Origin of the sequence: Ensifer sp. B1-9, assembly GCF_050474445.1 — a bacterium.
Lineage (GTDB): Bacteria > Pseudomonadota > Alphaproteobacteria > Rhizobiales > Rhizobiaceae > Ensifer.
In genome coordinates this window covers 22,145-45,072 of the sequence record NZ_JBCHVG010000023.1, presented here as the reverse complement: position 1 = coordinate 45,072, position 22,928 = coordinate 22,145, and the positions used below count along the sequence as shown (strand labels likewise).

Genomic DNA, 22,928 nt, shown 5'->3' with positions numbered 1-22,928 from the left:
CGAGAGGTCGGCGAGCGCGCTCCTATCGAACGGAACGGTGACCGTCATGCGATTGGTCGACGGTGCCTCCGCCCACATGCCTGCGGCAAAGGCTCTACGCAGCAGTTCGGGGTTCCGCAGATTGAGGTCTTGAAAGATCGCCATGACGTTCGTAATCCCGGAAATTCAAGCTGGGATTAGTACCGCGTCACTGCTTTCCCACCCGAGGTACAGTGCCTGGAATGGCTTAATGTCGATGTTCGCCCCTGCGTTGGGGACTTTCGCAACGATCGTAGATGACTCGTTGACCCTGACATGCACGCGCTTGTGGTCTCCGAAATAAATGACTTCCTCGACCGTTCCCCTAAAACTGTTGGTGCACTCTTTGGCAGCGTCGAGTCTCACCCGCTCCGGACGGACCGAAACGATGACCCGCTGGCGCTCATTCAGCGGCCTGCTGCTGTGGACGAACATCCGGTGCCCTGTCTCCGTCTGCACCGCGTATTCATCACCGTCACGTCCGGAAATTTCCCCGGTCAAGCGGTTGTTCTCCCCGATAAAGCCTGCCACGAAGGGCGTAGCGGGCCGCTCGTACAGTTCAGCCGGCGGAGCGAGTTGTTCGATCTTGCCCGCATTGAACACCGCGACGCGGTCGGACATCGTCAACGCTTCCGACTGGTCGTGGGTCACGTAGACCACTGTGATGCCGAGCCGGTCGTGCAGGTGCTTGATCTCAAGCTGAAGATGTTCGCGCAGGTTCTTATCCAGCGCCCCCAAGGGCTCATCCATGAGCACCACATCGGGTTCGAAAACGATAGCGCGCGCGAGGGCTATGCGCTGCTGCTGTCCGCCAGAAAGCTGCGCGGGCTTCCGCTCGGCGAAGTCTCCCATCCGAACAATATCGAGCACTTTCCGAACGCGCTCGTTGCGCTCGCCCTTGGCAATCTTGCGGATGCGCAAGGGGTAATCCAGGTTCTCCGCGACGGTCATGTGCGGGAACAGCGCGTAGTTCTGAAATACCATCCCGATGTTTCGACGGTGAGGCGGCACAGAATCCAGCGAACGCCCGGCGATGCGGATATTGCCTCCACTAGGCGCTTCGAAGCCCGCGAGCATCATAAGGCTTGTCGTCTTGCCGGAGCCGGACGGCCCCAGCATCGTCAGGAACTCTCCTTGTGCGATCGAGAGGTTGAGGTTGTCCACGACGAGATTGCGACCGTCGTAACTCTTGTCGACATTGACGAATTCTACGTATTTTGATGATGACATACCGGTTCCCTTTTTCTTGATGCGCTTATGCCGCCGCGTGAACCGGAGGACGCCTGCCCGCCCACGGACGCGCTTCCTCGAGGTGGGCGGCAAGCTGGAACAGCGTCCCTTCGTCGTTGAAGCGACCCGTGAACTGAGTGCCGACCGGAAGTCCGGCCGAGGTCCAGTAGAGAGGTACGCTCATCGACGGCAAACCAGCCATGTTGGCGAAAGTTGTGAACGAAAGGAACTGAAGGAACCGCCCCATAACCTCCTCGCCGCCATGGATATCGGCGTCGAAGTGCCCGAGCAAAGGAGGCGGTGAACCCAGCGTCGGCGTGAGCCAGAGATCGAAGTCACCAAGGAAGCTCGCTAAGGTCCGGCCGACGCCATGGAACCAGTTGAGGTCTACCAGATAGTCCGCCGCGGTTATCCTGGAGCCGACGCCGTAGAGATACTGGTTGAACGGTTCGACCCCGGCGGCAAGGCTTTCGGGCGTAACGTTCCTGCTGCGGGCGAGAGCCGTGATGGCTCTCGTGGCGGTCATAGCCCAGAACCGCCTGTAATAGGTCCGGTAGGTTTCCGCATCCAGTTGGGGGCTGGCTTCGATGACCTCATGGCCGAGGTTCTCGCAGAGCTTTGCCGTGTCGAGCGTCGCCTTGACGCACTCGGGATCGACATGAGTGCCGAGCAAGGAAGTAGTGGTGAACGCGATCCGGAGCCTGCGCGGTTTCGATTGCAAGGTCTCGGTATAGCCGCGCTCCGGGGTCGGAGCGGTATAGGGGTCTCCCGCCATCGCTCCGAGGGTAGCGTCGAGGAGTGCCGCGCTGTCCCGCACCGTGAGCGAGACGACGTGCTCATTCACGATCCCTCCGGTGCTGTCACCGAGGTCTGGGCCGAGCGTGATCCTGCCCCGCGACGGCTTTAGGCCAAACAAGCCGCAACATGAGGCGGGAATTCGGATCGAACCCGCGCCGTCCCCGCCATGCGCGGCGGGGACAATTCCCGCGGCCACGGCAGCTCCAGCGCCGCCACTTGAGCCTCCGCTCGACCGCGACATGTCCCAAGGATTGCGGGTCGCCCCAAAGAGCTTTGGCTCCGTAGTCCCGAGCGTGCCGAACTCGCAAAGGTTGGTCTTCCCGAATGTGCTAAGGCCGGACTTCCGGTATCTCCGCATTAGTTCGCTATCGTGGTTGGGCACGAAGTCCTTCGTGATCTCCGAAGCACCCGTCGTCGGTACACCGACCATGTGGCAGTACAGGTCCTTTACGAGAAACGGCGCTCCGGAGAAGACGCTGTCCTTATCTGCTGCCCACGCTTCGGCGCGGGCCTCTTCATAAAGCGGTCTAATGATCGCGTTCACCTGGGGGTTCGTCTTTTCCGCCCGGCGTATGGCAGCTTCGAGCAGTTCCGCCGCGGTCACTTGCCCCGCCTTGACGAGCGCGGCCTGGGCCGAAAGATCAAGTCCTACGAATTCATCCATCGTTCCGCCTCACTTCCTGAGTTCAGCGAGCGCGTCTTCGAGTGCGGCAGCAATGCCGCCCACAAGCTCGTCGATCTGGGAGGTCGTCATCACGAACGGCGGGCAAATGGAGATCACATCGCCCATGTTGCGGATCATGACCCCGTGGGCCCGGCAGCGGCTCTCCACGAGCGCTCCCACCTTGAGCGCCGGATCGAACGGCGTTCTCGTCGCCTTGTCGCCGACGAGTTCGATGCCCGCTAGGAACCCCGCGCCACGGATTTCGCCCACAAGTGGGTGTCCCGCGACTGACGCCTCGAGCTTCGCAAAAAGGTGATGTCCGAGTTCCCGCGCAAGTTTGGGAATGTTCATCTCGCGGTAGATGCGCAGAACCTCGGCGGACACGGCCGCAGTCACGGGATGTCCGGAATAGGTGAACCCGTGACCGAACACTCCGATGCGGTCCGCCTCGTCGGCGATCGTCTGGTACACGTGGTTCCCAATCACCGCAGCGGCGATTGGAACGTAGCCCGATGAGAGGCCTTTCGCGACCGACATCATGTCCGGCATGAAGCCAAGGGTCTCGCACCCGAACCAACTGCCGCTGCGTCCAAAGCCGCAGACGACCTCGTCCGAAAGGAGAAGAATGTCATGGCGGGTAAGGATTTCCCTGATGCGCGGGAAATATCCGGCGGGAGGTGTAACAACACCGCCCGCCCCCATGATTGGCTCGGCGATCATCGCAGCGATCGTATCTGGGCCTTCTGCGCCGATCAGGTTTTCGAGCTGACCGATGAGGCGGTTGCAGTATGCTTCCTCGGATTCACCGGGCAAGCCGTTCTTGTAGAAGTGTGGCTTCTCCGCGTAGAGGACGTTGAGCCCTGGCAAGTTGAAGCTCTCATGCATGTGCGGCAGGCCGCCAAGAGCCGCTCCCATTACCGTGCTGCCGTGGAACGCGCCCGTTCGGCTGATGATTTTCCGCTTCGACGGCTTGCCGCGGGCGATGTTGTAGTACCAAGCGAGCTTTACCATCGTGTCATTCGCCTCGGAACCGGAGTTGACCAGGAAGACCCTGCTTCCCGGAATTGGCGATAGCTCGGCCACCTGCTCAACGACATCAGCGCAGGGATCATTCGAGCGATGATTGAAGGTGTGATAGGTTGCCAGCTTCTTCATCTGAGCGGCCGCTAGCTCTGCCAGGCGCTCGTTCTCGAAGCCCAAAGAGGCACACCACAGCCCGCCCATTCCCTCCAAGTAACGGTTCCCAAGCTCGTCGATGACGTAGCAACCCTCCCCCTTTACGACCATCAACGGACCGTCAAGCTCGTGGCGGCGCGGGTTGGTTTGGGAGTGGAAATGGTACGCCATATCGCGCGACCTAAGCGAGTTCAGCAACGGGATGCCTCCGATTTATCTTGTTAAGTTATAAGTTATAAGTTATCAGATGGCCATTGCAAGCGATTTGGCGGGAGCGCGAAAACTTTTTTGTCGAAGCGCTCAACCCACTGTTGGTTATTATAAGATATAAGTGGTTGGCGGCTCCGCGCGTTTCCGGTAAGCCCGCAACCGACGACGAGGAGTTATTCAATGAACACCATGGAGATGCAGCCGGGCGAGATCGGCAGCCTGTCAGCGCGTATTTATAATAAGGTACGCGAGGGCCTGATCGTGGGGAACTTCGCCCCCGGCGAGAGGCTGCTGATGCAGGACCTTGCGGAGCAGCTGGGAACCAGCGTCACGCCGGTTCGCGAAGCCTGCCTCAGGCTCGTCAGTGAACAGGCGCTGGAACTCCGCTCCGGCAGGTTCGTGATCGTGCCGGAACTCAGCCGCGGTCGGTATGTCCAGATCAAGCTCATCAGAATGGCCCTTGAAGGGCTAGCCGCCGAGCTTGCCGTGGATAACGTCGGGAAAGAGGACACGAAGCAGCTCGAGACATTCCATTCGGCCTTCGTTGCCAGCGAGAAAGCCGGAGATTTCGAAGCGGCGCGGACGGCCAACAGGTCCTTCCATTTTGGCGTCTACCGTCTCTCCAGGATGCCCATGCTTATCGGGCAGATCGAGAGCATGTGGGTCTCCATGGGACCGATTCTGAATGTCTACTACAGGGAAATCCCGCACGAGTACGTGGGCGCTCAAGAGCACGAGCACTTGATGGAAGCTTTGAGGACCGGGAACAAGAAAAAGGCCCGTGCCGCGATCGAAAACGATATCGAGCGGGCGGCGACGAGCCTTCTCAGGTATTTCGACGAGCGGGAGCTGGCTTAGCTTCCGCCCTGCTTCCTACGAGCCGTTGGACATTTCTGCTACCCGGGGCGTCCGCAGGCCTGCCGTTTCACCACCATCTACGGTGATGACGGTTCCATTGACGTAGGTAGACTGTTCGGATAGCAGCCATGCCACCACGTCGGCGACCTCTTCTGGGGTTCCGAAGCGGTTCGCGGGTATCCGGAGTTCCAGCTGCTTCTTCCTAAGCGGGTCGGCCATGATCTTGTTCATCATTCGTGTCGCGATCTGCCCGGGGCATACGGCGTTGAAGCGAACTTCCTCGCCGAACTCAAGAGCCAGTGCTTCCGTCATTCCGATGACCGCAGCCTTGGAAGCGCAGTAGACGGCGAGACCTTCCTCGCCTGTCTTTCCGGCGATGCTCGCAATGTTGACGACCGAGCCACGTCCTTTCCGTAGCCCTTCGAGAGCGTAGCGCGTGAAGAAGAATGCGCTGCGAGCGTTTACGGCCAGGACTTCGTCCCAGTCGGCCTGAACGGCATCCGCGAACGAAATACGCTTCGACATCCCGGCATTGTTAACCAGCCCCGTGAGACGCCCCTGGCCTAGCTCCAGAGCGCGCTCCACAACCAACTTGCAATCGCTCTCCTGGCTGACGTCACCCGACAGGAAGGTAATGTTAGGGTTGGCCGCGGCCAATTCCGCGCCGGCAGCGACGTCCCTACCTGTCGCGACTACCTGTCTTCCGGCTGCCGCCAACGTCTCCACGCAGGCGCGCCCGATTCCATGCGTGGCACCTGTGACGATAATCATCTGTAACTTACTCCGGGTTATCTGGCGGGGGCCTTATTGGCCGCCGCGCGCTTCTGTACAAGGGCCCCGCCGCCCATGAGGACGATCGAGATGATGACAAGCAGGGTCGACATGGCAAGGATCGATGGATCGATGTTGTCCCTGAGACCGTCGAACATCTGGCGTGGCAACGTCCGCTGGCCCGGCCCGCTGATAAACAGCGCGACGACGACTTCATCGAAGGAGAAGACAAAGGCGAAGAGCGCTCCCGAAATCACGCCGGGGGCGATCAACGGTAGCGTTACTGTCCGGAAGGCGTAAAACGGGGAAGCGCCGAGACTGCCCGCCGCGCGGACCAGGTTCATGTCGAAGTTCTTCAGCGTCGCCGTCACCGTTATGACCACGAACGGGACGGCCAGAACCGCGTGAGCGAGAACCAGCCCGAGGAACGAGGCGACAAGACCTAGTTTCGCGAAGAAGAAGTACATCCCCACCCCGCTGATCACCACCGGGACGATCATTGGCGAGATCACGACGGCGAGAATGGCCGAGCGCCCTGGTAGGTGACCTCTTGAGAGACCGAGAGCTGCCACCGTGCCGAGGGTACTGGCAACGATGGTTGCGCCCGCCCCGATGATCAGGCTGTTCATCAGCGCCGACATCCACGGCTGAGGCTGAAGTATTTTGTAGTACCACTGCAGCGAAAAGCCGGGCAGCGGATACGATAAGAAGTTGGCCGAGCTGAAGGAGATCGGGATGATCGCGAGGGTGGGACCGATCAGGAACACCATCGCCATTATGCAGAATGCGATCTGCACGCGTCTGATACTGGAAGGCATGACTCACTCCATCCCGACTATGCGACCGATCCCCACGATCCTGCCGACGATGATGTAAAGCGCCAGGATGCAGCTCAGAAGCAGAACGCCGAGCGCTGCCGACATGCCCCAATTGATGGTCGTATTCGCATAAAACGCGACGAAGTAGCTCAGCATCTGATCGGACGCGCCGCCAACGAGGGTCGGCGTCACGTAATACCCTGCCGCGATGATGAAGGTCAGGAGACACCCGGCTCCGAGACCTGGCAGGGTCAACGGTAAATAGACCCGAAAGAATGTCGTCAACGGACCCGCTCCCAGAGAGGAGGAAGCGCGGACGTAGGACGGCGGGATGCCTTTCATGACGCTGATCAACGGCAAAACCATGAACGGCAGCAGGATATGGACCATGGCAATGTAGAGGCCCGTTCGATTGAACACGAGTTCGAGAGGCGCACTGGTAAGGCCCAGAGCTTGCAGCGCGCGGTTCACGATCCCCTCCTTCTGCAGGATCACGATCCAGGCACTCGTCCGAACCAAAAGTGATGTCCAGAATGGCAGGAGAACGCAAACGAGCATGACCGTGGAGAACCGCCCCCCGATGGAAACGACGGCATTTGCGATGGGATACGCAAGGAGCGCGCAGATGATCGTCACGAAGGCGCTGATCGTCAGGGTCCGCGCGAGAGTCCAAAGAAACAATCTCTCTTCGGTGGGTGCGAGCTTCACCCCGCCATCGTCACCCGGCCTGAGATCGACCGCCGACAGAAGGTAGAACGTCGTGAGTGCGGAGCCGTTGCGCTGGATCACCTTCCAGTGTGCCGGGTCGTTCCACTGCTCGTCGATCGAGACCAGTTGTTGCTGTGCCGGCTGCAACGGACTATTGCGCACCGTCCTGACCGTCTTTGCGAGCAAGCTTCGGAAGCCCGTGATCTCATAGTTGAGCCGACGGCCCGCTTCCGCGAGGATGTTAGGCTCGACATCGGATTTGATGTCCGAAACGAGAGCCTCATAAGCGGCCGCAGGCGGTGGGGCTGATCCATCCCACAACTGTAAGGCTTCGAGAGTGCGAGGCAGGGCGTTCCTAACCTCCGGGTTGTTGACCGCGTAGAAGAGCATCGTTCCAAGCGGCAATACGAATGCGAACACGATGAAGGCGACGAGCGGCCCGATCAGCGCGATCGAGATCACGGTCTGCCTTCTCCGGTCAGCGCGGAAACCAGCCGCGAGCGCGGAAGCGCGCCGCGGCTGGGCGGCGGCAGTCCCGGAGGACTGCCGCACTGCGACTTCAGCCGTCATTGAGCTCGCCATGTCGCGAACCTCGCCTCGAGCGCCTCGCCGTTATCGGCCCAGAACTCGGTGTTCAGGCCGACCGCGGACTTGAGATTTGCCTGCGTCGTCGGAAGGTCCCTCGCTAGCTCGGGATTGACGCTCTGAATGGCCCTCCTGTTGGTGACACCATACGCGATGTATTGCGGGAAGACCGATTGCGCGGCATCGGAAGCTGCGAACGCAATGAACTTCTCCGCGTTCTCTCGGTTGGCGGAGCCCTTCACAATGCCCCAATAATCGATGCCATAGACTTGGCCGTCCCAGATGAGAGCGAAGTTCTTGCCTGTCGCGTTGGCGGCGGACACGCGACCGTTGAAGGTTGCGGTGGCGGCGACATCACCTGCGGCCAACCGCTCGAGGGACTCCGCCCCAGAGGTCCACCATATAATGTTAGGCTTGATCTGGTCGAGCTTAGCGAAGGCACGGTCCTGTCCCGCCTTCGTGGAGAGTACGTTGTAGACCTCGGCGGCCGGAACGCCATCGGCGAGGAGCGCGATCTCAAGGGTCATCTTCGCCGTCTGCCGGAACCCGCGTTTCCCGGGCCATTTCTTCAAGTCCCAGAAGTCGGCCCAGTTCTTTGGTCCGTCCGACAACTTGGTCGTGTCGTAGCTGGGAACCATTGACCAAACGAACGCGCCAACCCCGCAGTCGCTGTAAGCCTCCGGAATGAAGTCTTCCTTTTTGCCGATCTTCGCCCAGTCGAGTTCTTCGAACAGGCCCTCCGCGCAACCGGACAGAAGCGTGTTCTGCTCGACCTGTATGACGTCCCAGGAGATGCTGCCGCTCGAGACCATGGCGCGGACCTTGGCGATCTGGCCGGAATAGGAGTCTTCGGTTACGGCGACGCCGGTCGACTTGGCGAAAGGCTCAAAAAACGCCTTGCGCTCTGCGTCCTGAAGTACCCCGCCCGCACCAACTACCGTCAGTTTGCCTGAGCCCGCCAACGATGTGGACGTGATGCCGAGGCTTGCGAACAGCAAGAGCCCGCCGAGAAAATTACGATATGACATGGAGTTCCTCCTCCCTATTGCGCTACCCAGCGGTTGAAGCGCTGCTGCAGTTCCTCTTCATGGTCCACCCAGAACGGCGTGCTAACTGCCAGCGCGCCTGCCATGTTTTTCTCGGCGGTGGGGAGCTGGGGAGCGATTTCAGCTGAGATGCTGGCCGTCGCCTTGGCGTTCGTGACGCCGTAGACCATCTTCTCGGCGAAAGCCTTCTGTGGCTCTGGGCTGGTCATGTATGTGACGAGATCGAACGCCTTGTCCTTGTTTCCACCCCTAGGGATCGCCCAGAAGTCCATGGCGTAGAGCTGGTTCTCCCATGACATCTTGAAGTGCTTGCCCTGCTGGTTGGCGGCGATGACCCGTCCGTTGTATGCGGAGGTCATGGTGACCTCGCCGGAGGCAAGCCACTCCATCGGCTGAGCGCCGCTTTCCCACCACTGGATGTTCGGCTTGAGCTGATCGAGCTTTGCGAAGGCGCGGTCCTGCCCTGCTTTCGTCGCCAGGACTTTGTAGAGCTCCTCCGGCTTTACGCCGTCCGCGAGGAGCGCGATTTCCAACGTCATCCGCGCCTGCTTACGCAGCCCACGCTTCCCTGGCCACTTCTTCACGTCCCAGAAGTCCGCCCAGGACGTAACACCCGTCGTCTTGTCGCCGTCGTAGGCCAGTATCTTGGACCATACGAAAGCCCCCACTCCGCAGTCTGATTTCGCGGGCTCGATGATGTCTGGCGAGTTATGTAGCGTCGTCCATTCGAACGTTTCAAGAAGCCCCTGATCACAAGCCAGGATCATCTCGTTTTCGTCCATCTGCACGACGTCCCAGGTCGTGGTCCCTGTCTCGACCATCGCCTTCACTTTGGCGATTCCACCCGTATAGGACTCCTCTAGAAGAGGCGCTCCCGCCTTCTTCTCATATGGCTTGAACAGCGTCTCGCGCATGGCTTCTTGCGTCGCGCCGCCGAAACCGACGACCGTAAGATCGCGTGCAAGTGTGGGAGATGTGAGCGCAAGGCATGCAGCCGTGGCCATCAATGCGAATAACCGATGTCTCATTGGTTCCCCTTTTTTGTTGAGATCAGGTTCGGAAGTTAAGCTGCGGCCGACCGTGCGAGGTCAGCCAACGTGGTGTCGATGAGTTCAAGAGTGTCGTTCAGCACGCTCTCGTCGTGGCTGAGTGAGAGGTAGAGGCGTTTCAACTGAAGAGGCTGGAATATGTGCCGTCCGGCGATCAGCGCTCGCCGGAAGCGCATGTCGAGTTCGTTGTCGTTGCGCAGCAGGTCGGCGTATTCCTTGAACTCGCCGTCGAAGAAGTAGACGAGCCAGACCGAGCCGAACCCGGCTGTCTGAGCCTTGATGCCGCGGCGAGCGATGATCCCGTCGATCTCCGTGCGGAGATAGGCCCCGAGGTCGAACAGACGCTCGTAGACGCCGGGCTTCGAGAGCTCCTGAACCGTGGCTTTCACGGCCGCCAGGGACGAAGGCGTTCCGTTGAACGTCCCTCCCATGAAGACCGCCCCCTCACCTGTTCGGCCCACGCGCTCCATGATGTCCCGCTTTCCGGCGACAAGCCCGATCGGATAGCCGCTGGTCGCGGCCTTCCCGAAGGTGGCTAGGTCCGGTGTGACCCCCACGATAGACTGATAGCCGCCCAGGGCATGCCGGAAGCCGGTGATCACTTCGTCGAAAATGAGCACGACGCCGTTCTCGGTGGTGATCCTCCTGAGGTCATGCAGGAACTGGTTCTGTGCGATGACCGCGCCCATGTTGTGTGCGATCGGCTCGATTATGATCGCGGCAACTTCGCCGGGATTGGATCTGATGTATTCCTCGATGGCGTTCGCGTCGTTGTAGGGAAGTACCTTCGTGTAGCGCGCCGCATCGTAGAGGATGCCGTCAGACATCGGGTCAAACGAGTTGATCATCTGGCGGCTCGACTGGCCGTTCATGGCGACGTAGTCGTGCCAGCCGTGGTAGCCGCCCTGGAACTTGATGATCTGCTTTCGCCCGGTATATGCCCGAGCCAGCCGGAGAGCGTGGTAGGTTGCTTCCGATCCGCTGCTACAGAACGCGACTTGGTCGGCGCAGGGAATGGCGTCGACAAGTAGCTCGGCCACCTCAACTTCGAGTTCGAGCACGCCGGCACCAACTAGATCAAGGTTTTCGCCGACTTTGGCGATCGCTTCAGAGACGGCGGGGTTTCGGTGACCGAGCACGTTCGCACCAAACGCGCAGTGGTAGTCGGTGTAGCGGTTTCCGTCCGCGTCAAAGAGGTAGGGACCCTCTGCTCTGGAAAAGGCAATGGGCGCTCCCAACCGACGGCTGGGGCTGAGAAGGCCACCTGGGATGACGGCTTCGGCGCGGCTTGCAATAGTTTCGTTGTTCGTAGTCACCGGGTGTGTCCCCCTAAATGTTCTCGAGTACGACAGCTCGGATGCCGTCACCGTCGAGGCGGTAGTGTCTGTAAAGGTGGGTCGGAGGCGCGATCAGGCTGTACTCATCTCTGATCCCGTGCCGGACGAGGCGCGCGCCTTTGCCTTTTTCCGCAAGGACTTCCGCTACGGCACCGCCCAGACCGCCAAGAATGTTATGTTCTTCTATCGTGAGGATGATCTTTGAACGCGCAGACGCCTCGATAATGGCTTCCTCGTCGAGGGGCTTGATGGAATGCATGTCGATCAGGCCGACCGAGTGACCAGCCGCGTTGAGCTCTTCCATGGCCTTCTTCGCTCCATGGACCGGATAGCCCGCCGCGATGATCGTGAGGTCGGTACCGATTCCGTGGACGATCCCCTTGCCGAGCTGGAATTCGACGCCGTTCTCGTAGACGACCGGGTCGTGACCGCGGTGGATGCGAAAGTAGATCGGCAGCGGGTAGTCGACTGTCGCCTTGAGAGCCGCCGCGAGTGCGGGTCCGTCGGCAGTGGAGACCACCGCGAGGTTCGCGATGCTCCTCGTGATCGCGATGTCTTCGGTTGCGTGATGCGAGGTCCCGTAGAAACCAAGCGAGATGCCAGTGTGGTGTCCAATCAGGCGAACCGGCTGCTTACAGTAGGCGACGTCCATGCGTATCTGCTCGCAGCAGAGCAGCGCCAGAAACGAGGCGAACGTGGCGACATAAGGGATGACGCCGGTTGTCGCCATTCCAGCCGCAGCCGAGACCATGTTCTGCTCCGAAATGCCGAATTGGACGAAGCGCTCGGGATAGCGCTGTGCAAAAGCCACTAGGCCGTTGGAGTATTGCAGATCCGCTGTCCCGGCCATGACCGGATAACCAGCTTCCGCAAGTTCGATCAGGGCGTTTGACAGGGTCGGAAGCGACGGAGCGCGGCGGTTGACTTCGCGGTACTGCCACGAGTCCTTGGAAATCAGCTGGTTCATTGTGAAATCACCGAATTGAGGATCGTTTCGCGGGCGTTGGTTTCGTCTTCCGCGCCGAGGTATCCGAGATGCCAACCAGGCTCGGTTTCCATGTAATCAATGCCCTTTCCCTTCACTGTCTGCGCGATGACGCAGCAGGGCCGGGTCCGGCTCTTGTCGGCCTTCACCTGGCGGAGCAGAGTGGTGAGCGCATGCAAGTCGTGGCCGTTCACCGTGTGGACTTCCCAGCCAAACGCGCGCCATTTCTCGTCGAGAGGTTCCACGGCAAGGATGTCGTCCACCTTTCCGTCGAGTTGATAGCCATTGCGATCAACGATCGCGATGAGATTGGAGAGCCCGTGGCTGGAAGCTGAAAGAGCGGCCTCCCAAACCTGGCCCTCCTGCATCTCCCCGTCGCCTAACAGCACGTACGCATTGAAGTCGCGTTTCTGGAAGCGCGCGCCGAGGAGCATTCCGACGCCATTTGACAGGGCGTGCCCGATGGAACCCGAGCTGAAGTCGACACCGGGGACCTTGGTCATATCAGGGTGATCGCCGAGGGGGCTTCCGAGCCGCGTATAGGTGTCCAGCCAGGACGGATCGAAGAACCCGAGGTCCGCTAGAATTGGAAATAGACCAACGGCCGCATGTCCCTTCCCCATGAGGAAGCGGTCACGTTCCGCCCAGGCAGGCTCGCCCTTCTTGATCCGCATTACGTCGTAGTAGAGCGCGGCAAATATCTCGGCGCAGGAGAAGACGGAGGTGTAATGCCCGACCTTCGCGATCGAGATGAGCCTGATCGTTTCGAGTCGGACGAACCGCGCACGTTCGCGCAGGTACTGCAGCTGTTGATCAGACAATGGGTCGTTGTTGCGCGCCATCACAGGATGGCCGCTTGAAATAGGCGACGCTGACAAGAATGTGCTCCCGCTGTTCTCTAACTTATAAGTTATAAGATATAGGGAATCTGCAGGAGCGCAACAATTTTTTAAACAGCGCGGCGGTGGCAGTTCCCACCTGTCGATGGGCCTGCTGTCGGCGGAGCGAGAAACGAATGCAGAGGATCACGGCTGGGCCGGCTATTGCCGTCTAAATTACAAAGGCAACTCGGAATTGCCGAAGCCTGCATCGGAGCAGACCGCCGCTTACGTGAGGCGTGCCCCAGGAACGAAATACCGTTCCTCGGAGTGGCCGCGTCGATTTTCTGGCTCCGTGCCTATCATCGCTCGCAACCCACAATGGATTTCCGTTGTGTTGAAGGCGTTTCGGGCGAAGAGAAAGGCATCGCCTGGGCCCCCGTACAGTCTCGTAAAAGACAACCTGGATTCCGGTGTGCTTGCTTTGGCAGGTCCGGAAGAATGGACTGTACCTGTCTCTTCATCCGCCCCGAGCCCGCCAGTCCGGCGTTGGCCGAGCAAATTCTGGGCTCTTGCGACTCCAAAATCGCAGCCGGCTGCTGCGACAGCCTATCACGCCATGCTGGCGAGTGTCGAATTCGCGGAATTATGTAGCAAATACCACCGAAAGTGATGCGGCGCTGGCAGCTTTGAGCACCAGAGCACCGTCGTCAGCAATGCGCCAAAAGGCACTTCCGGTCTTCTCAGCCGCAAGATGGAGACGACGGGAAGCAGTCATGGGCAGACGAACCAGCTCGCCGACGACCGCTCCAAAGCCACCAAAGGACAAGCCCTCCTCCATCGAGGCCAAAACATCCTCGTCCTTGTCGCCTTCGCAATAGATAACGCGATCCGGATGCAGTCCGGCCTGCGACACGGCCGGCGCGAACAAGTCGGGCCGGGTCAGACACCAGAGGACCTTTCCCTTGGAGCGCTTTATGCCCCCATGGATTCAGTCCGCTGCAAGCAATTTCGCAAGGAAACGGCTGGGATGGTGATCTCATCGGCGAAATAATCCGGCAGGACGCCGACCTGCCGACAGCTCAACCCGACAAGCCTCACCGAATTCGAGTAAAACGTTCAATGCGCCCGATCGAGCCATATCCTTGATCTGAGAGAGGGAGCGATTGGGTGCCAGGTAGGTCTCGACGATCCTTTCCATCACCAACTCGGCCGCGTCGACAACTGGGCGTGATGAAAGGAGGCGCATCTGGGCGACCAGCGCATAGGAAAATACGAGGTCGGAGACATCGTCCTTCTGGTGGCTGATTGCGTCGCCGTAGAGTCGCGTGGCTTCCGCTATGAAATCGGAGAAGAGCTTTTCGCGCTTGGCTGTCTCGGCGTCGCGATGCTTTTCCCTGGCCTGTGATCGCTGGGTTGTCCAGGTGGTGATGAAGGATGTCAGGCTACCGATCGCGACGCCGGCGAGCCCCATCAGAGCAGATAGGTATTCGCTCAAGAGTTTGTCCTCTCAAAGGAAGCTAGCCCGGTTGTAACGACGCTGTGCCAATTATAGCAGCCGACCTTGCAAACTGGGCAGATGTCGGCGTGTCGGGAGCGCGTTATGAGGTCCTGTCTAGTCGGCGAGCGGAGGGCCCACCCACACGCCTGGCGGTATCGCCGGAATGTAATTTGCCAATCCGTTCAGCATCGCCTGCAAGACACTGTCGGTCAGTTCGCGCAGCGCATCGGCTGGCCCCACGAGACGGTCCACCAACAGGAGCGTCAGGCCATGCAACTGTGACCAGAACACCAGGATGGCACCGTCGAGCTTGCTTTCGTTTTCGGCGGTGTTCGGAATCTCGCACCCCAAGGCGCCGCCGCTCATCGCATCCACGATCAGTGCTTTCATCCTGTAGGCAGCGGTCCTCTCTATCGTCGGACGGTCGCTATCCTGGCCCGTCAGGTAGCCGCCGAACATCAATCTGTAGAGCGCAGGATTATGAACGCCGCCACAGACGTAGGCGCGTGCCATGGCAGCCAGTCGCTCGCGCGGACTGCCAAGATCCTTGGTGGCTTTGGCCATCCGCTCTGCCAGAAGTTCGAACCCTACCGCCGAAACGGCTGCCAGCAGCTCGCGCTTGTCGGCGAAGTGCTTGTAGGGCGCATTGTGGCTGACGCCCGCCCGCCGGGCGAGCTCCCGGAGCGAGAACTCCGTGCTTTGGGATTCGCTTAGAACTTCAAGGGCCGCATCTACGATGGCCCTGTGGAGATCCCCGTGATGGTAGGGGCGCTGATCTGCGGTCGAATTGGTCCTGCTCATACTCATCCATTAGGTTGCAATGTTGCCCGTGTCAACATTTTGTGACCGACTCAATGTTGACATTGTCCACTCTAGCTCCTAAGTGGTCATTGTCAACATCGGGCAGCGCCCGTTAAACCCATCCAGATTGGAGATTCAGATGAACTATCAAGACCGCAGCTTGGGAAAGACGGCAGAGACCAGCTCCGGCGGTGCCAAGTGGGATCTACGTCACCCCGGTTTGCTCATGAAGGACGGCGAGCGCGAGGTGCATGAGTTTATGGGCATGTGGCCCCTCAAGCCGGAAGCCGACCTCGTCAAGCTCACGAATACGCTCGCATACAATGAGTTCTGGACGCCGCCCGTGCTGAATTTCGCGGAAGCAACGACGCTGCTCGGCCTGATCAGGGCGGCGCGCTGGTTCGTCGGCACCAGCACCGAATTCGGGCCCACTCTCTATTTCATCTCGCAGTTCGACAGCAACCTCGACAAGTACTTCGATGACTTCGTTCTCAATGGCAGGGAGAATCTCGAGTGCATCTGGGGCCAGTGCATCGGCTGCCCTACCGGCCCGCAGGCAACGGCACATGACATTGTGCAGTATATCGCGCGCGGCCAGATCAAGACGCTCGCCTGCTACGATGCTTTCCCCGGCCTCAGCAATAGCCAGATCGAGAAGCAGGCCGACTGGTACGCAAAGACGCAGAAATTCCAGCGCGCAGTCGCCCAAGGCGACGGCAATCTCGAAGACAAGGTCAATGCCTTCCTTGGCGAGCTGGCCCAACCCTTCGATCATGTTCGCAGCGCTGCCGCCATCGACACTGATGTCGGCAATCAGCCGCAGTTTACGGACGTGCCCGAGCGGCTGGGTCTGAAAAAGGCGGCATAACTGCTGCCCTCAGGATCGACGCAAGAAACCGCTCTCTGCGTCGATCCCCCGAATTTCGGCGACCCGCCCACAAGGAGTCCAACATGCTCGCCACAACATCTTCGCCGATTTTGACGTCCGCTGATCTCAAAGCCAATCTATCGGACATCCAAGACAACATCGTTGCGCCCATACTGATGCGGTACGGACGCCACGTCTTCATCACATTCACCGATGGCGTGAGAGCGCGCACCTGGCTCCGCGAGATATTTAACCGAGTCAACGCCCGGTCCGAGGAACATGGCACACGCTTCACCGTCAATATCGGCTTCACCTATGAAGGGCTGAAGGTGCTCGGATTGTCCCAGCGCTCGTTGGATACATTTCCGCAAGCGTTCCAAATGGGTATCCGCGCTCGCGCATCTCTCGTGGGCGACGTGGGACCGAATTCGCCACAGTTCTGGGAAGGTGGCCTCGGCACCGCCGACATCCATGCGATGGCATATTTTCGTACGGATTCTGAAGAGGGTCGGGAAGAGGCAACGGACATAATGCGGGCGGTGATGGACGCCACTGGTGGCGTGGAGGTTCGCTTCGTCCAGGACACGACCGCGCTCGCCAATGAAAACGGCATTGGTTCGGAGGGCGAGCATTTTGGGTTTGCAGATCCCATTTCTCAGCCTCCCATCGAGGGAGCCGATGCTCCACATTATCCAGGTGACGGTGTGCTTGAACCCGATGGGACGTGGCGGCCACTCAAGCCAGGTGAGTTCTTGCTGGGTTATGAAGACGAGTCCGGCGCAAATAACGTACCGCGGCCTGAGCCCTTCGAACTCCGCGTGAACGGAACGTTCATGGTGTTCCGCAAGCTCTATCAGGACGTGGCGGCCTTTCGCCGATATCTCGCCAAGGCCGCAAAGGGATTATACGATGCTGACGATCCGTATCATCAGGATCTCGTCGCAGCTAAGATGATGGGCCGGTGGCGAAGCGGCTGCCCTCTTGATCTATCACCCGAGGCCGACGATCCAGAGATCGCGTCCGACCCGCTGCGCCGCAACAACTTCAGCTATGCAGGCGATGACCATGGGCAACGGTGCCCGCTTGGCTCGCATTTGCGCCGGGTCAATCCGCGCGAGACGCCTTTGAAGCGCGCGACGACAGTCAGGCGACATCGCCTGATCCGGCGCGGCGTCGAGTATGGCCCCCGATTGCCGGAGGGAGTGCTCGAGGACGACGGCGTTGACCGTGGACTCGTCCAACTTTTGATCCAGGCGGATATCGAACGGCAATTCGAGTTCATTCAGAAAGAGTGGATGGCCGGCGGCGAATTTATCGGACTTGACCGTGATGAGCGGGATCCGATCGCCGGCGTCGGTGGCACCGGCTCGCAGATGATGGTGCCCGGCGCCAAACGGCCGTTCCTGTTCGATTTGCCGAACTTCGTGACCGTCAAGGGCGGTGAATACCTGTTCGTGCCCGGCGTCAACGCGCTCAAGGGCATCATCGAACAAAAATTCTGAAATCAACAAAACGAGATCAATTCAATGTCAGATCACTTCAGCGGCCCTGCCGTGATGGACGATCCAGCGGCGGACATCACCGATTTCTACGCTTTTCCCAGCCCGGAGCGTCCAGGCAATCTTGTCCTGATCATGAACGCGTTTCCGATGGCTACAGAGCAGGCCTTTTTCAGCGATGTCGTCACCTACCGTTTCAGACTGCGGCCGCTCTTCCGATCGGCCGGCAAATTCCTGCACGGCCCGGCGGAGCGTACGATCGACGTTCGCTTCCGAGATGTGCCGAGCGTGACCGCGGTTCAGAAAGGGACCGTCATCACCTCGGACGGGCGCGAGGCGGACTTCGTTGTTGGCGAATCCTTGGAACTGGACGGCATGCGAGTCTTCGCGGGACTTGTCAGTGACCCCTTCTTCATGGACGTCGAGGCTACCATCCGCACTGACCTTTCGGGCAAGCTCTCCTTCAGCGAGAAAGGGACGAATACCGTACAGTTTCGCGACGTGCTGTCGATCGTAGTCGAGGTCGAGGCAGCATCGATTGTCGAGGGTTTCGAAGGTGTCACCCTCATTGCCGCCGTGGCGGAAACCGTTGTCGCGCGGCGCGGCAAGCCCATCCGGCTCGAACGGGTCGGCCGGCCGGAAATCAAGAACGTCATGCTGTCCAACGCGACGCGCGAGCCGAAGGGCGTCGAACTTCGCGACCTCTACAACAGGGAGGACGCGTTTTCCCTCTCCCGGGACTATCGGCCGCTCTACGAGGCGCGTCTGGCTGCGACCCTCGCGTTCTTTGATGCTCTCGACGGCGCAACTACGTGGCCGCCGGCTGCCGACAGGCGCCACCCCGCGCTCGATCTGCTGATGGAAGACTACCTGGTCCTGGATCTTTCTCGTCCCTTCGCCCCGGGAGGGTTCCTGGAGATCGAACACGCGGCGCTCGAGCATAGACCTCACGCGACCGCCGGCGGCCGCTGGCTCGACGACGACATCCTGGACGAGATGCTGACGCTCTTCGTCAACAGCGGCCACGGCAAGCGGCTGGGCGACGGGGTCGACGGCCCAACCAAGCCGGCGGCTCTGGTCTTTCCCTACGTGCGCGAGCCGAACCGGCGCACGGATCTTCCCATGCCCGCATTTGTGGAGAATTGAACATGGACAACGTCAAAGGCAATGGCAGTACCGACTGGTTCCTTCGGTATCCAGTGATGTCGACGCTAAGGCCCAGCTACCCGCGCGGGCCCTGGCACTACAAGGACATGCATCAGCTCATCGTCACCTACGAGAGCACCGCGGAGGCCGTGCGCGCCGTCGTTCCAAGGCCCCTCGAGCCCGCCGAAGGGAACCGCGTCACCATAGAATGGCGGAACATGACCGAGGTCAGCGGATTCGGACCGTATGTCGAGATCGGCCATTCGGTCGCCTGCACCTTCGAGGGAAGGCCGGTGACCTACGTCTTCCAGGCGTTCCTCAACAGCGAGTCGCCAACGCTCGCCGGCCGCGAGATCCTCGGCTTTCCGAAGCGGCACGGCGAGCCCGAGCTGAAGGCGGTCCGGGAGGTGCTGACCGGCACTCTCTCCTATGGAGGCACGCAGGTCGCGCTTGCCACCATGCCGTATCGCTCGGTCGACCTTTCGAACCGCCTTGGCGAGATCGAGCAGGAGCTGCAGGCCCCTCAGCTCGTGCTGAAGCTCCTTCCCGACGTGGACAACTACACGCCGAAGGTGGCGCAGCTCGTGAAGGTCAATCTCTACGATGTCAGGTTGAAGGGCGCATGGGGCGGACCCGCGGAACTGTTCATGGTCCCGCATGTCGGCTGCCCGGTTGCGGCACTCCCGGTCGTACGCGTCCTCGAAGGCCGCCAGCATCTCTGGGACATGACGCTCAGCGACGGAGAAGTCGTCTACGACTACCTGGAGGCCCAGCGCCGCTAGGCTTCATCAGACAATCCTGTGCGGCCGGATAGCCATCCTACCGCCATCAATGGAGAATTGACCATGAATGAACTCAAGGGCAAGGGCGCCGTCGTGACTGGCGCCGCATCCGGCATCGGCAGAGCGATCGCGACGGCGTTTATCGAGGCAGGCGCGAGCGTGCTGTTGTGCGATCTCAACGCAAAGGCACTGGACGATGTTACCCGCGAACTTGGCGGTCGCGCCATCGGCCGCGTTACCGACGTCTCCGACGAGGGACAGGTCGAGGGAGCGCTGCGGCAAGCCCGCGAAGCTTTCGGATCCTTGGACATAGTGGTCAACTGCGCAGGATTCGGTGCAATCACGCCAATCACCGAGCTGACTGCCGACAAGTGGCATTCCGTCCAGGCCGTGACGCTCGGCGGCGTCTTCTTTGGGGTCAAGCACGGCGCCCGCATCATGATCGAGCAGGGACGTCCGGGCGTAATCATCAATATCTCCTCGGTGAACGCGCGCCAAGCCGGCGAAGGCCAGGCGGCCTACTGCGCGGCCAAGGCCGGGGTGGACATGATCACCCGCTGCGGCGCCCTTGAGCTCGGCGGTCGCGGGATCCGGGTGGTCGGCATCGCTCCGGGTCTGGTGGAAACACCCTTGACCCGAAAGGAGCTTGAGAACCCTGCAATGCGCGACCTCTTCCTCGGCGTCATTCCGATGAACCGTGCCGTTGCAGCGGAAGAAATCGGCGCGGCCGCCGTGTTTCTCGCGTCCGACAAGGCAAGATCGATCAATGGCGACACGATCGCGATCGACGGTGGTTCGCTGACGCGGGGCTATCCGGCGCTCTTGACGGGTATCAAGGACGCCGCAGCATGATGACCGATCCCCGGCGCTATACGAGCGGGCGGATCGCCGTCGCCAACCTGTCGGCCTCGATCGGCAGCCTCGAGCGCGACCGCAGCGACGGTGCAAATCCGGAAAAGCTGCTGGCGCTTTCGAAGCTCCTTTTCCTTCGCGGTGACCTCTTGGGTCGCATCACGGACCACGACCGCGCCGAGGCAATCGCCAACGAGGCCGTTGCCCTTGCGCCCGGATCCGCAAGCGCGCTCCATGTTCGCGCCCAGATCGCCGGTCGCTTCCACCTGTTCGAGAAAGCAAAAGGGCTTCTCGCCGGGGCGCTCCTGGCTGGCTACTCAAAACAGGAAATCGACGCAGAACGGGCTGCCCTGCTGCAGGCGACCGGGCGCTACAAGGAAGCGCTGGTCTTACGTGAAAGACTGGCGAAGCGCGATCCGGCGATCAACACGCTGGGTAGCCTCGCGACGTTGCTGGCCGAAATGGGTGACTGGGCCGCGGCGGAAGTCTGCTACGGAGATGCCGCCGCGGCCGACCACGGCATCTCCCCATTTCCCTGCGGCCAACTTCTCTTCGAGTGGGGCGTGAGCGCGATGCGCCGCGGCGACCTGGACCGCGCGGAGGCAGTCTTTGCAGACCTCGAGGTGATCCTGCCTGCGCACGTTCCAGGACGCGGGCATCGAGCGGAAGTAGCGCTCGCGCGCGGAAAGCCGGATGTTGCGAAAGCTCTCGTCGCGTCGCTCGTCGAAACCTCCGACGACCCTGAGTATCGCGCGGTGCATGCGGAGATCCTCGATGCCCTTGGCGACGCCGGGGCGGCCAGGGAAGAAGCGAAGTGTGCGGCGGAAGGATATGAACTGCTTCTGGCGCGTCGGCCTGAAGCCTATGCAGACCATGCGGCGGCTTTCTTCATGGGAATTGGAAATCGTCCGAAGCGGGCATTCGAGCTTGCTCTGGCGAATTTCAAGCTCCGCGACACGCCGAGATCACGAAAGCTGCTTGCTCGTGCAAGCAACGCGGCCGAAGGCGCACCTGTTCGCGAGGTCGCGGTATGAACGCTCAGATATCCGCCGGGGCGAACCGGACATCGCGTCGCAGGATTGTTGTCATCGGAGCCGGCTTCGCGGGCATGGCGGCAGTCCACGCGTTGCGCAACAGCGACGCGGACGTCACGCTCGTCGACCGCAACAATCACCATCTCTTCCAGCCGTTCCTCTTTCAGGTCGCCACGTCGATCCTCGAGCCTGCGGAAATCGCCACGCCTATCCGTTCTCTACTGCACGAGCTGCCCAACGTCCGGGTGGAAATGCGAGAGGCGACGCGCATCGATCTGCGTCGCCGGGCCGTCATCATGAACGAAGGCGACCCTCTGGCCTATGACATCCTCGTGGTCGCGACGGGAGCGCAGACAAGCTATTTCGGCCACGAGCGGGAATGGTCGCAGCATGCGCTTGGTTTGAAGTCGCTCGGAGACGGCGTCGCGGCCCGAAACCGTCTTCTAAGGGCATTCGAGCGCGCGGAACTGGAGCCGGATCCCATGAAGCAGGCGCGCGACATGACGGTGGTCGTCGTGGGTGGCGGGCCGACGGGCGCCGCGATCACGGGCACGATCAGCGAGCTTACCCAAAGGACGCTGGCATCCGACTTTCGAAACATCGACCTCCGCAAGGCGCGCATCGTGCTTGTCCAGGCTGGACCGAGATTGCTGCCCGCATTCAGCGAGCGACATTCGGCCTACGCCGCCCGTGCACTGGAAGGTCAGGGTGTCGAGGTAAGGCTGGGTGCTCCCGTCACCGATGTTGACGCGACGGGTGTCACCGTCGGCGGCGAGCGCATCGAGGCGGCGACCGTCCTGTGGTGCACCGGCGTCGAGGGCGTGCCGGTGGCGCGCACACTCGGGGCGAATGTCGAACCGAACGGAACGGTGGCAGTGCTGAATGATTTTTCGGTGCCGGGTCATCCCGACTGCTTTGTCATAGGTGATGCAGCCCATGTGGTCGGCCGTGATGGCCGGCCGGTGCCGGGCCTGGCATCGGTTGCCCAGCATCAGGGCCGATATGTCGGCAAAGTTATCGCCGCCCGGCTAGCAAGCACGGCTCCTCCCAAGCCCTACGAAGCATTCACACCGAGCAAGCTGGCGACCGTCTCCCGGCATGTTGGCATCGCGGAATTTCGGGGTCGTTCGATCACCGGCTATCCTGCCTGGTTGATGTGGGGTCTGCTTCATCTTCGCACTCTGTCAGGCGGGGGCCACGCAAGGCTTTCCATCCTGGCAAACTGGGCCCGCCTTCTGGTCACCTTTCGCCGCAGTGGGCGGCTGATCGTCGAGCCAGCCGGGCTGATGGCTCGTCGGGCGCGCCCGCAAGTGGCCGAAGACACTTCAACTGAAACCTCAAACGTTGTCGTGCTTCGTCCATGACGATTTGGAG

At 60.7% G+C, this 22,928-nt stretch carries 21 protein-coding genes and 1 pseudogene; 8 read left to right on the top strand and 14 right to left on the bottom strand.

Annotation, left to right across the window (positions count from 1 at the left end; all coding sequences use genetic code 11):
• Positions 1-165 precede the first annotated feature (165 nt).
• The 3 genes from ACQ5BM_RS31280 to ACQ5BM_RS31270 are packed head-to-tail and all read right to left on the bottom strand — an operon-like array spanning position 166 to position 4,084.
• On the bottom strand, positions 166-1,248 hold the full coding sequence (locus ACQ5BM_RS31280) for an ABC transporter ATP-binding protein (protein ID WP_429819628.1): 1,083 nt from the start codon (positions 1,246-1,248) through the stop codon (positions 166-168).
• A gap of 25 nt (positions 1,249-1,273) precedes the next feature.
• Complete coding sequence (locus tag ACQ5BM_RS31275; protein WP_429819625.1) at positions 1,274-2,710, bottom strand: amidase; 1,437 nt, start codon at positions 2,708-2,710, stop codon at positions 1,274-1,276.
• A 9-nt stretch (positions 2,711-2,719) separates the two neighbouring features.
• The gene (locus tag ACQ5BM_RS31270; protein WP_429819623.1) at positions 2,720-4,084 is read right to left on the bottom strand and encodes an aminotransferase; all 1,365 of its coding nucleotides are present in this window, start codon (positions 4,082-4,084) and stop codon (positions 2,720-2,722) included.
• Between the two features lie 192 nt (positions 4,085-4,276).
• On the opposite strand from ACQ5BM_RS31270, the gene ACQ5BM_RS31265 reads away from it, so the two are divergent.
• Positions 4,277-4,954, top strand: coding sequence for a GntR family transcriptional regulator (locus ACQ5BM_RS31265; RefSeq protein WP_429819621.1), 678 nt, complete (start codon positions 4,277-4,279; stop codon positions 4,952-4,954).
• 15 nt (positions 4,955-4,969) lie between these two features.
• On the opposite strand, the gene ACQ5BM_RS31260 is transcribed toward ACQ5BM_RS31265, so the two are convergent.
• The 11 genes and pseudogenes from ACQ5BM_RS31260 to ACQ5BM_RS31210 all read right to left on the bottom strand — a co-directional run bounded on the left by ACQ5BM_RS31260 (position 4,970) and on the right by ACQ5BM_RS31210 (position 15,373).
• Positions 4,970-5,725, bottom strand: coding sequence for an SDR family NAD(P)-dependent oxidoreductase (locus ACQ5BM_RS31260; protein WP_429819619.1), 756 nt, complete (start codon positions 5,723-5,725; stop codon positions 4,970-4,972).
• A 17-nt stretch (positions 5,726-5,742) separates the two neighbouring features.
• Complete coding sequence (locus ACQ5BM_RS31255) at positions 5,743-6,543, bottom strand: ABC transporter permease (protein WP_429819617.1); 801 nt, start codon at positions 6,541-6,543, stop codon at positions 5,743-5,745.
• 3 nt (positions 6,544-6,546) lie between these two features.
• Positions 6,547-7,821 carry an ABC transporter permease gene (locus ACQ5BM_RS31250; protein WP_429819614.1) on the bottom strand — a complete coding sequence of 425 codons (1,275 nt, stop codon included), beginning with the start codon at positions 7,819-7,821 and terminating at the stop codon, positions 6,547-6,549.
• Positions 7,818-8,834: an ABC transporter substrate-binding protein gene (locus tag ACQ5BM_RS31245; RefSeq protein ID WP_429819612.1), complete on the bottom strand. Its 1,017-nt coding sequence runs from the start codon at positions 8,832-8,834 to the stop codon at positions 7,818-7,820. The genes ACQ5BM_RS31250 and ACQ5BM_RS31245 overlap by 4 nt, the downstream gene beginning before the upstream one ends.
• Before the next feature lie 44 nt (positions 8,835-8,878).
• Complete coding sequence (locus ACQ5BM_RS31240) at positions 8,879-9,886, bottom strand: polyamine ABC transporter substrate-binding protein (protein ID WP_429819610.1); 1,008 nt, start codon at positions 9,884-9,886, stop codon at positions 8,879-8,881.
• Positions 9,887-9,945: 59 nt separating this feature from the next.
• Entirely contained in the window at positions 9,946-11,247 is a 1,302-nt protein-coding gene (locus tag ACQ5BM_RS31235) for an aspartate aminotransferase family protein (RefSeq protein ID WP_429819608.1), read from the bottom strand.
• 13 nt (positions 11,248-11,260) lie between these two features.
• Positions 11,261-12,235 (bottom strand): transketolase family protein, encoded by a 975-nt coding sequence (locus tag ACQ5BM_RS31230; protein ID WP_429819606.1) that lies wholly within the window; start codon positions 12,233-12,235, stop codon positions 11,261-11,263.
• Positions 12,232-13,095, bottom strand: coding sequence for a transketolase (locus tag ACQ5BM_RS31225; RefSeq protein WP_429819604.1), 864 nt, complete (start codon positions 13,093-13,095; stop codon positions 12,232-12,234). The genes ACQ5BM_RS31230 and ACQ5BM_RS31225 overlap by 4 nt, the downstream gene beginning before the upstream one ends.
• A 706-nt stretch (positions 13,096-13,801) precedes the next feature.
• A pseudogene (locus ACQ5BM_RS31220) lies at positions 13,802-14,047 on the bottom strand (ImuA family protein); the annotation flags it as partial.
• 63 nt (positions 14,048-14,110) lie between these two features.
• A complete protein-coding gene (locus ACQ5BM_RS31215; protein WP_429819601.1) occupies positions 14,111-14,569 on the bottom strand; it encodes a hypothetical protein in 459 nt (152 codons plus the stop codon).
• A 117-nt stretch (positions 14,570-14,686) separates the two neighbouring features.
• Positions 14,687-15,373, bottom strand: a complete 687-nt coding sequence (locus ACQ5BM_RS31210) for a TetR/AcrR family transcriptional regulator (protein WP_429819599.1) — start codon at positions 15,371-15,373, stop codon at positions 14,687-14,689.
• Positions 15,374-15,599: 226 nt separating this feature from the next.
• On the opposite strand from ACQ5BM_RS31210, the gene ACQ5BM_RS31205 reads away from it, so the two are divergent.
• The 7 genes from ACQ5BM_RS31205 (at position 15,600) to ACQ5BM_RS31175 (ending at position 22,918) form a co-directional block, all read left to right on the top strand.
• Positions 15,600-16,241 carry a hypothetical protein gene (locus ACQ5BM_RS31205; RefSeq protein WP_429819597.1) on the top strand — a complete coding sequence of 214 codons (642 nt, stop codon included), beginning with the start codon at positions 15,600-15,602 and terminating at the stop codon, positions 16,239-16,241.
• Positions 16,242-16,324: 83 nt separating this feature from the next.
• Positions 16,325-17,743: a Dyp-type peroxidase gene (locus ACQ5BM_RS31200; protein ID WP_429819595.1), complete on the top strand. Its 1,419-nt coding sequence runs from the start codon at positions 16,325-16,327 to the stop codon at positions 17,741-17,743.
• A gap of 24 nt (positions 17,744-17,767) precedes the next feature.
• Entirely contained in the window at positions 17,768-18,886 is a 1,119-nt protein-coding gene (locus ACQ5BM_RS31195) for a DUF4331 family protein (RefSeq protein ID WP_429819593.1), read from the top strand.
• A gap of 2 nt (positions 18,887-18,888) precedes the next feature.
• Positions 18,889-19,668, top strand: a complete 780-nt coding sequence (locus ACQ5BM_RS31190) for an acetoacetate decarboxylase (RefSeq protein WP_429819591.1) — start codon at positions 18,889-18,891, stop codon at positions 19,666-19,668.
• A gap of 63 nt (positions 19,669-19,731) precedes the next feature.
• A complete protein-coding gene (locus ACQ5BM_RS31185) occupies positions 19,732-20,520 on the top strand; it encodes an SDR family NAD(P)-dependent oxidoreductase (RefSeq protein WP_429819589.1) in 789 nt (262 codons plus the stop codon).
• Positions 20,517-21,554: a tetratricopeptide repeat protein gene (locus tag ACQ5BM_RS31180; RefSeq protein WP_429819587.1), complete on the top strand. Its 1,038-nt coding sequence runs from the start codon at positions 20,517-20,519 to the stop codon at positions 21,552-21,554. Before ACQ5BM_RS31185 ends, ACQ5BM_RS31180 begins: the two co-directional genes overlap by 4 nt.
• The gene (locus ACQ5BM_RS31175; protein ID WP_429819585.1) at positions 21,551-22,918 is read left to right on the top strand and encodes an NAD(P)/FAD-dependent oxidoreductase; all 1,368 of its coding nucleotides are present in this window, start codon (positions 21,551-21,553) and stop codon (positions 22,916-22,918) included. The genes ACQ5BM_RS31180 and ACQ5BM_RS31175 overlap by 4 nt, the downstream gene beginning before the upstream one ends.
• Positions 22,919-22,928 lie beyond the last annotated feature (10 nt).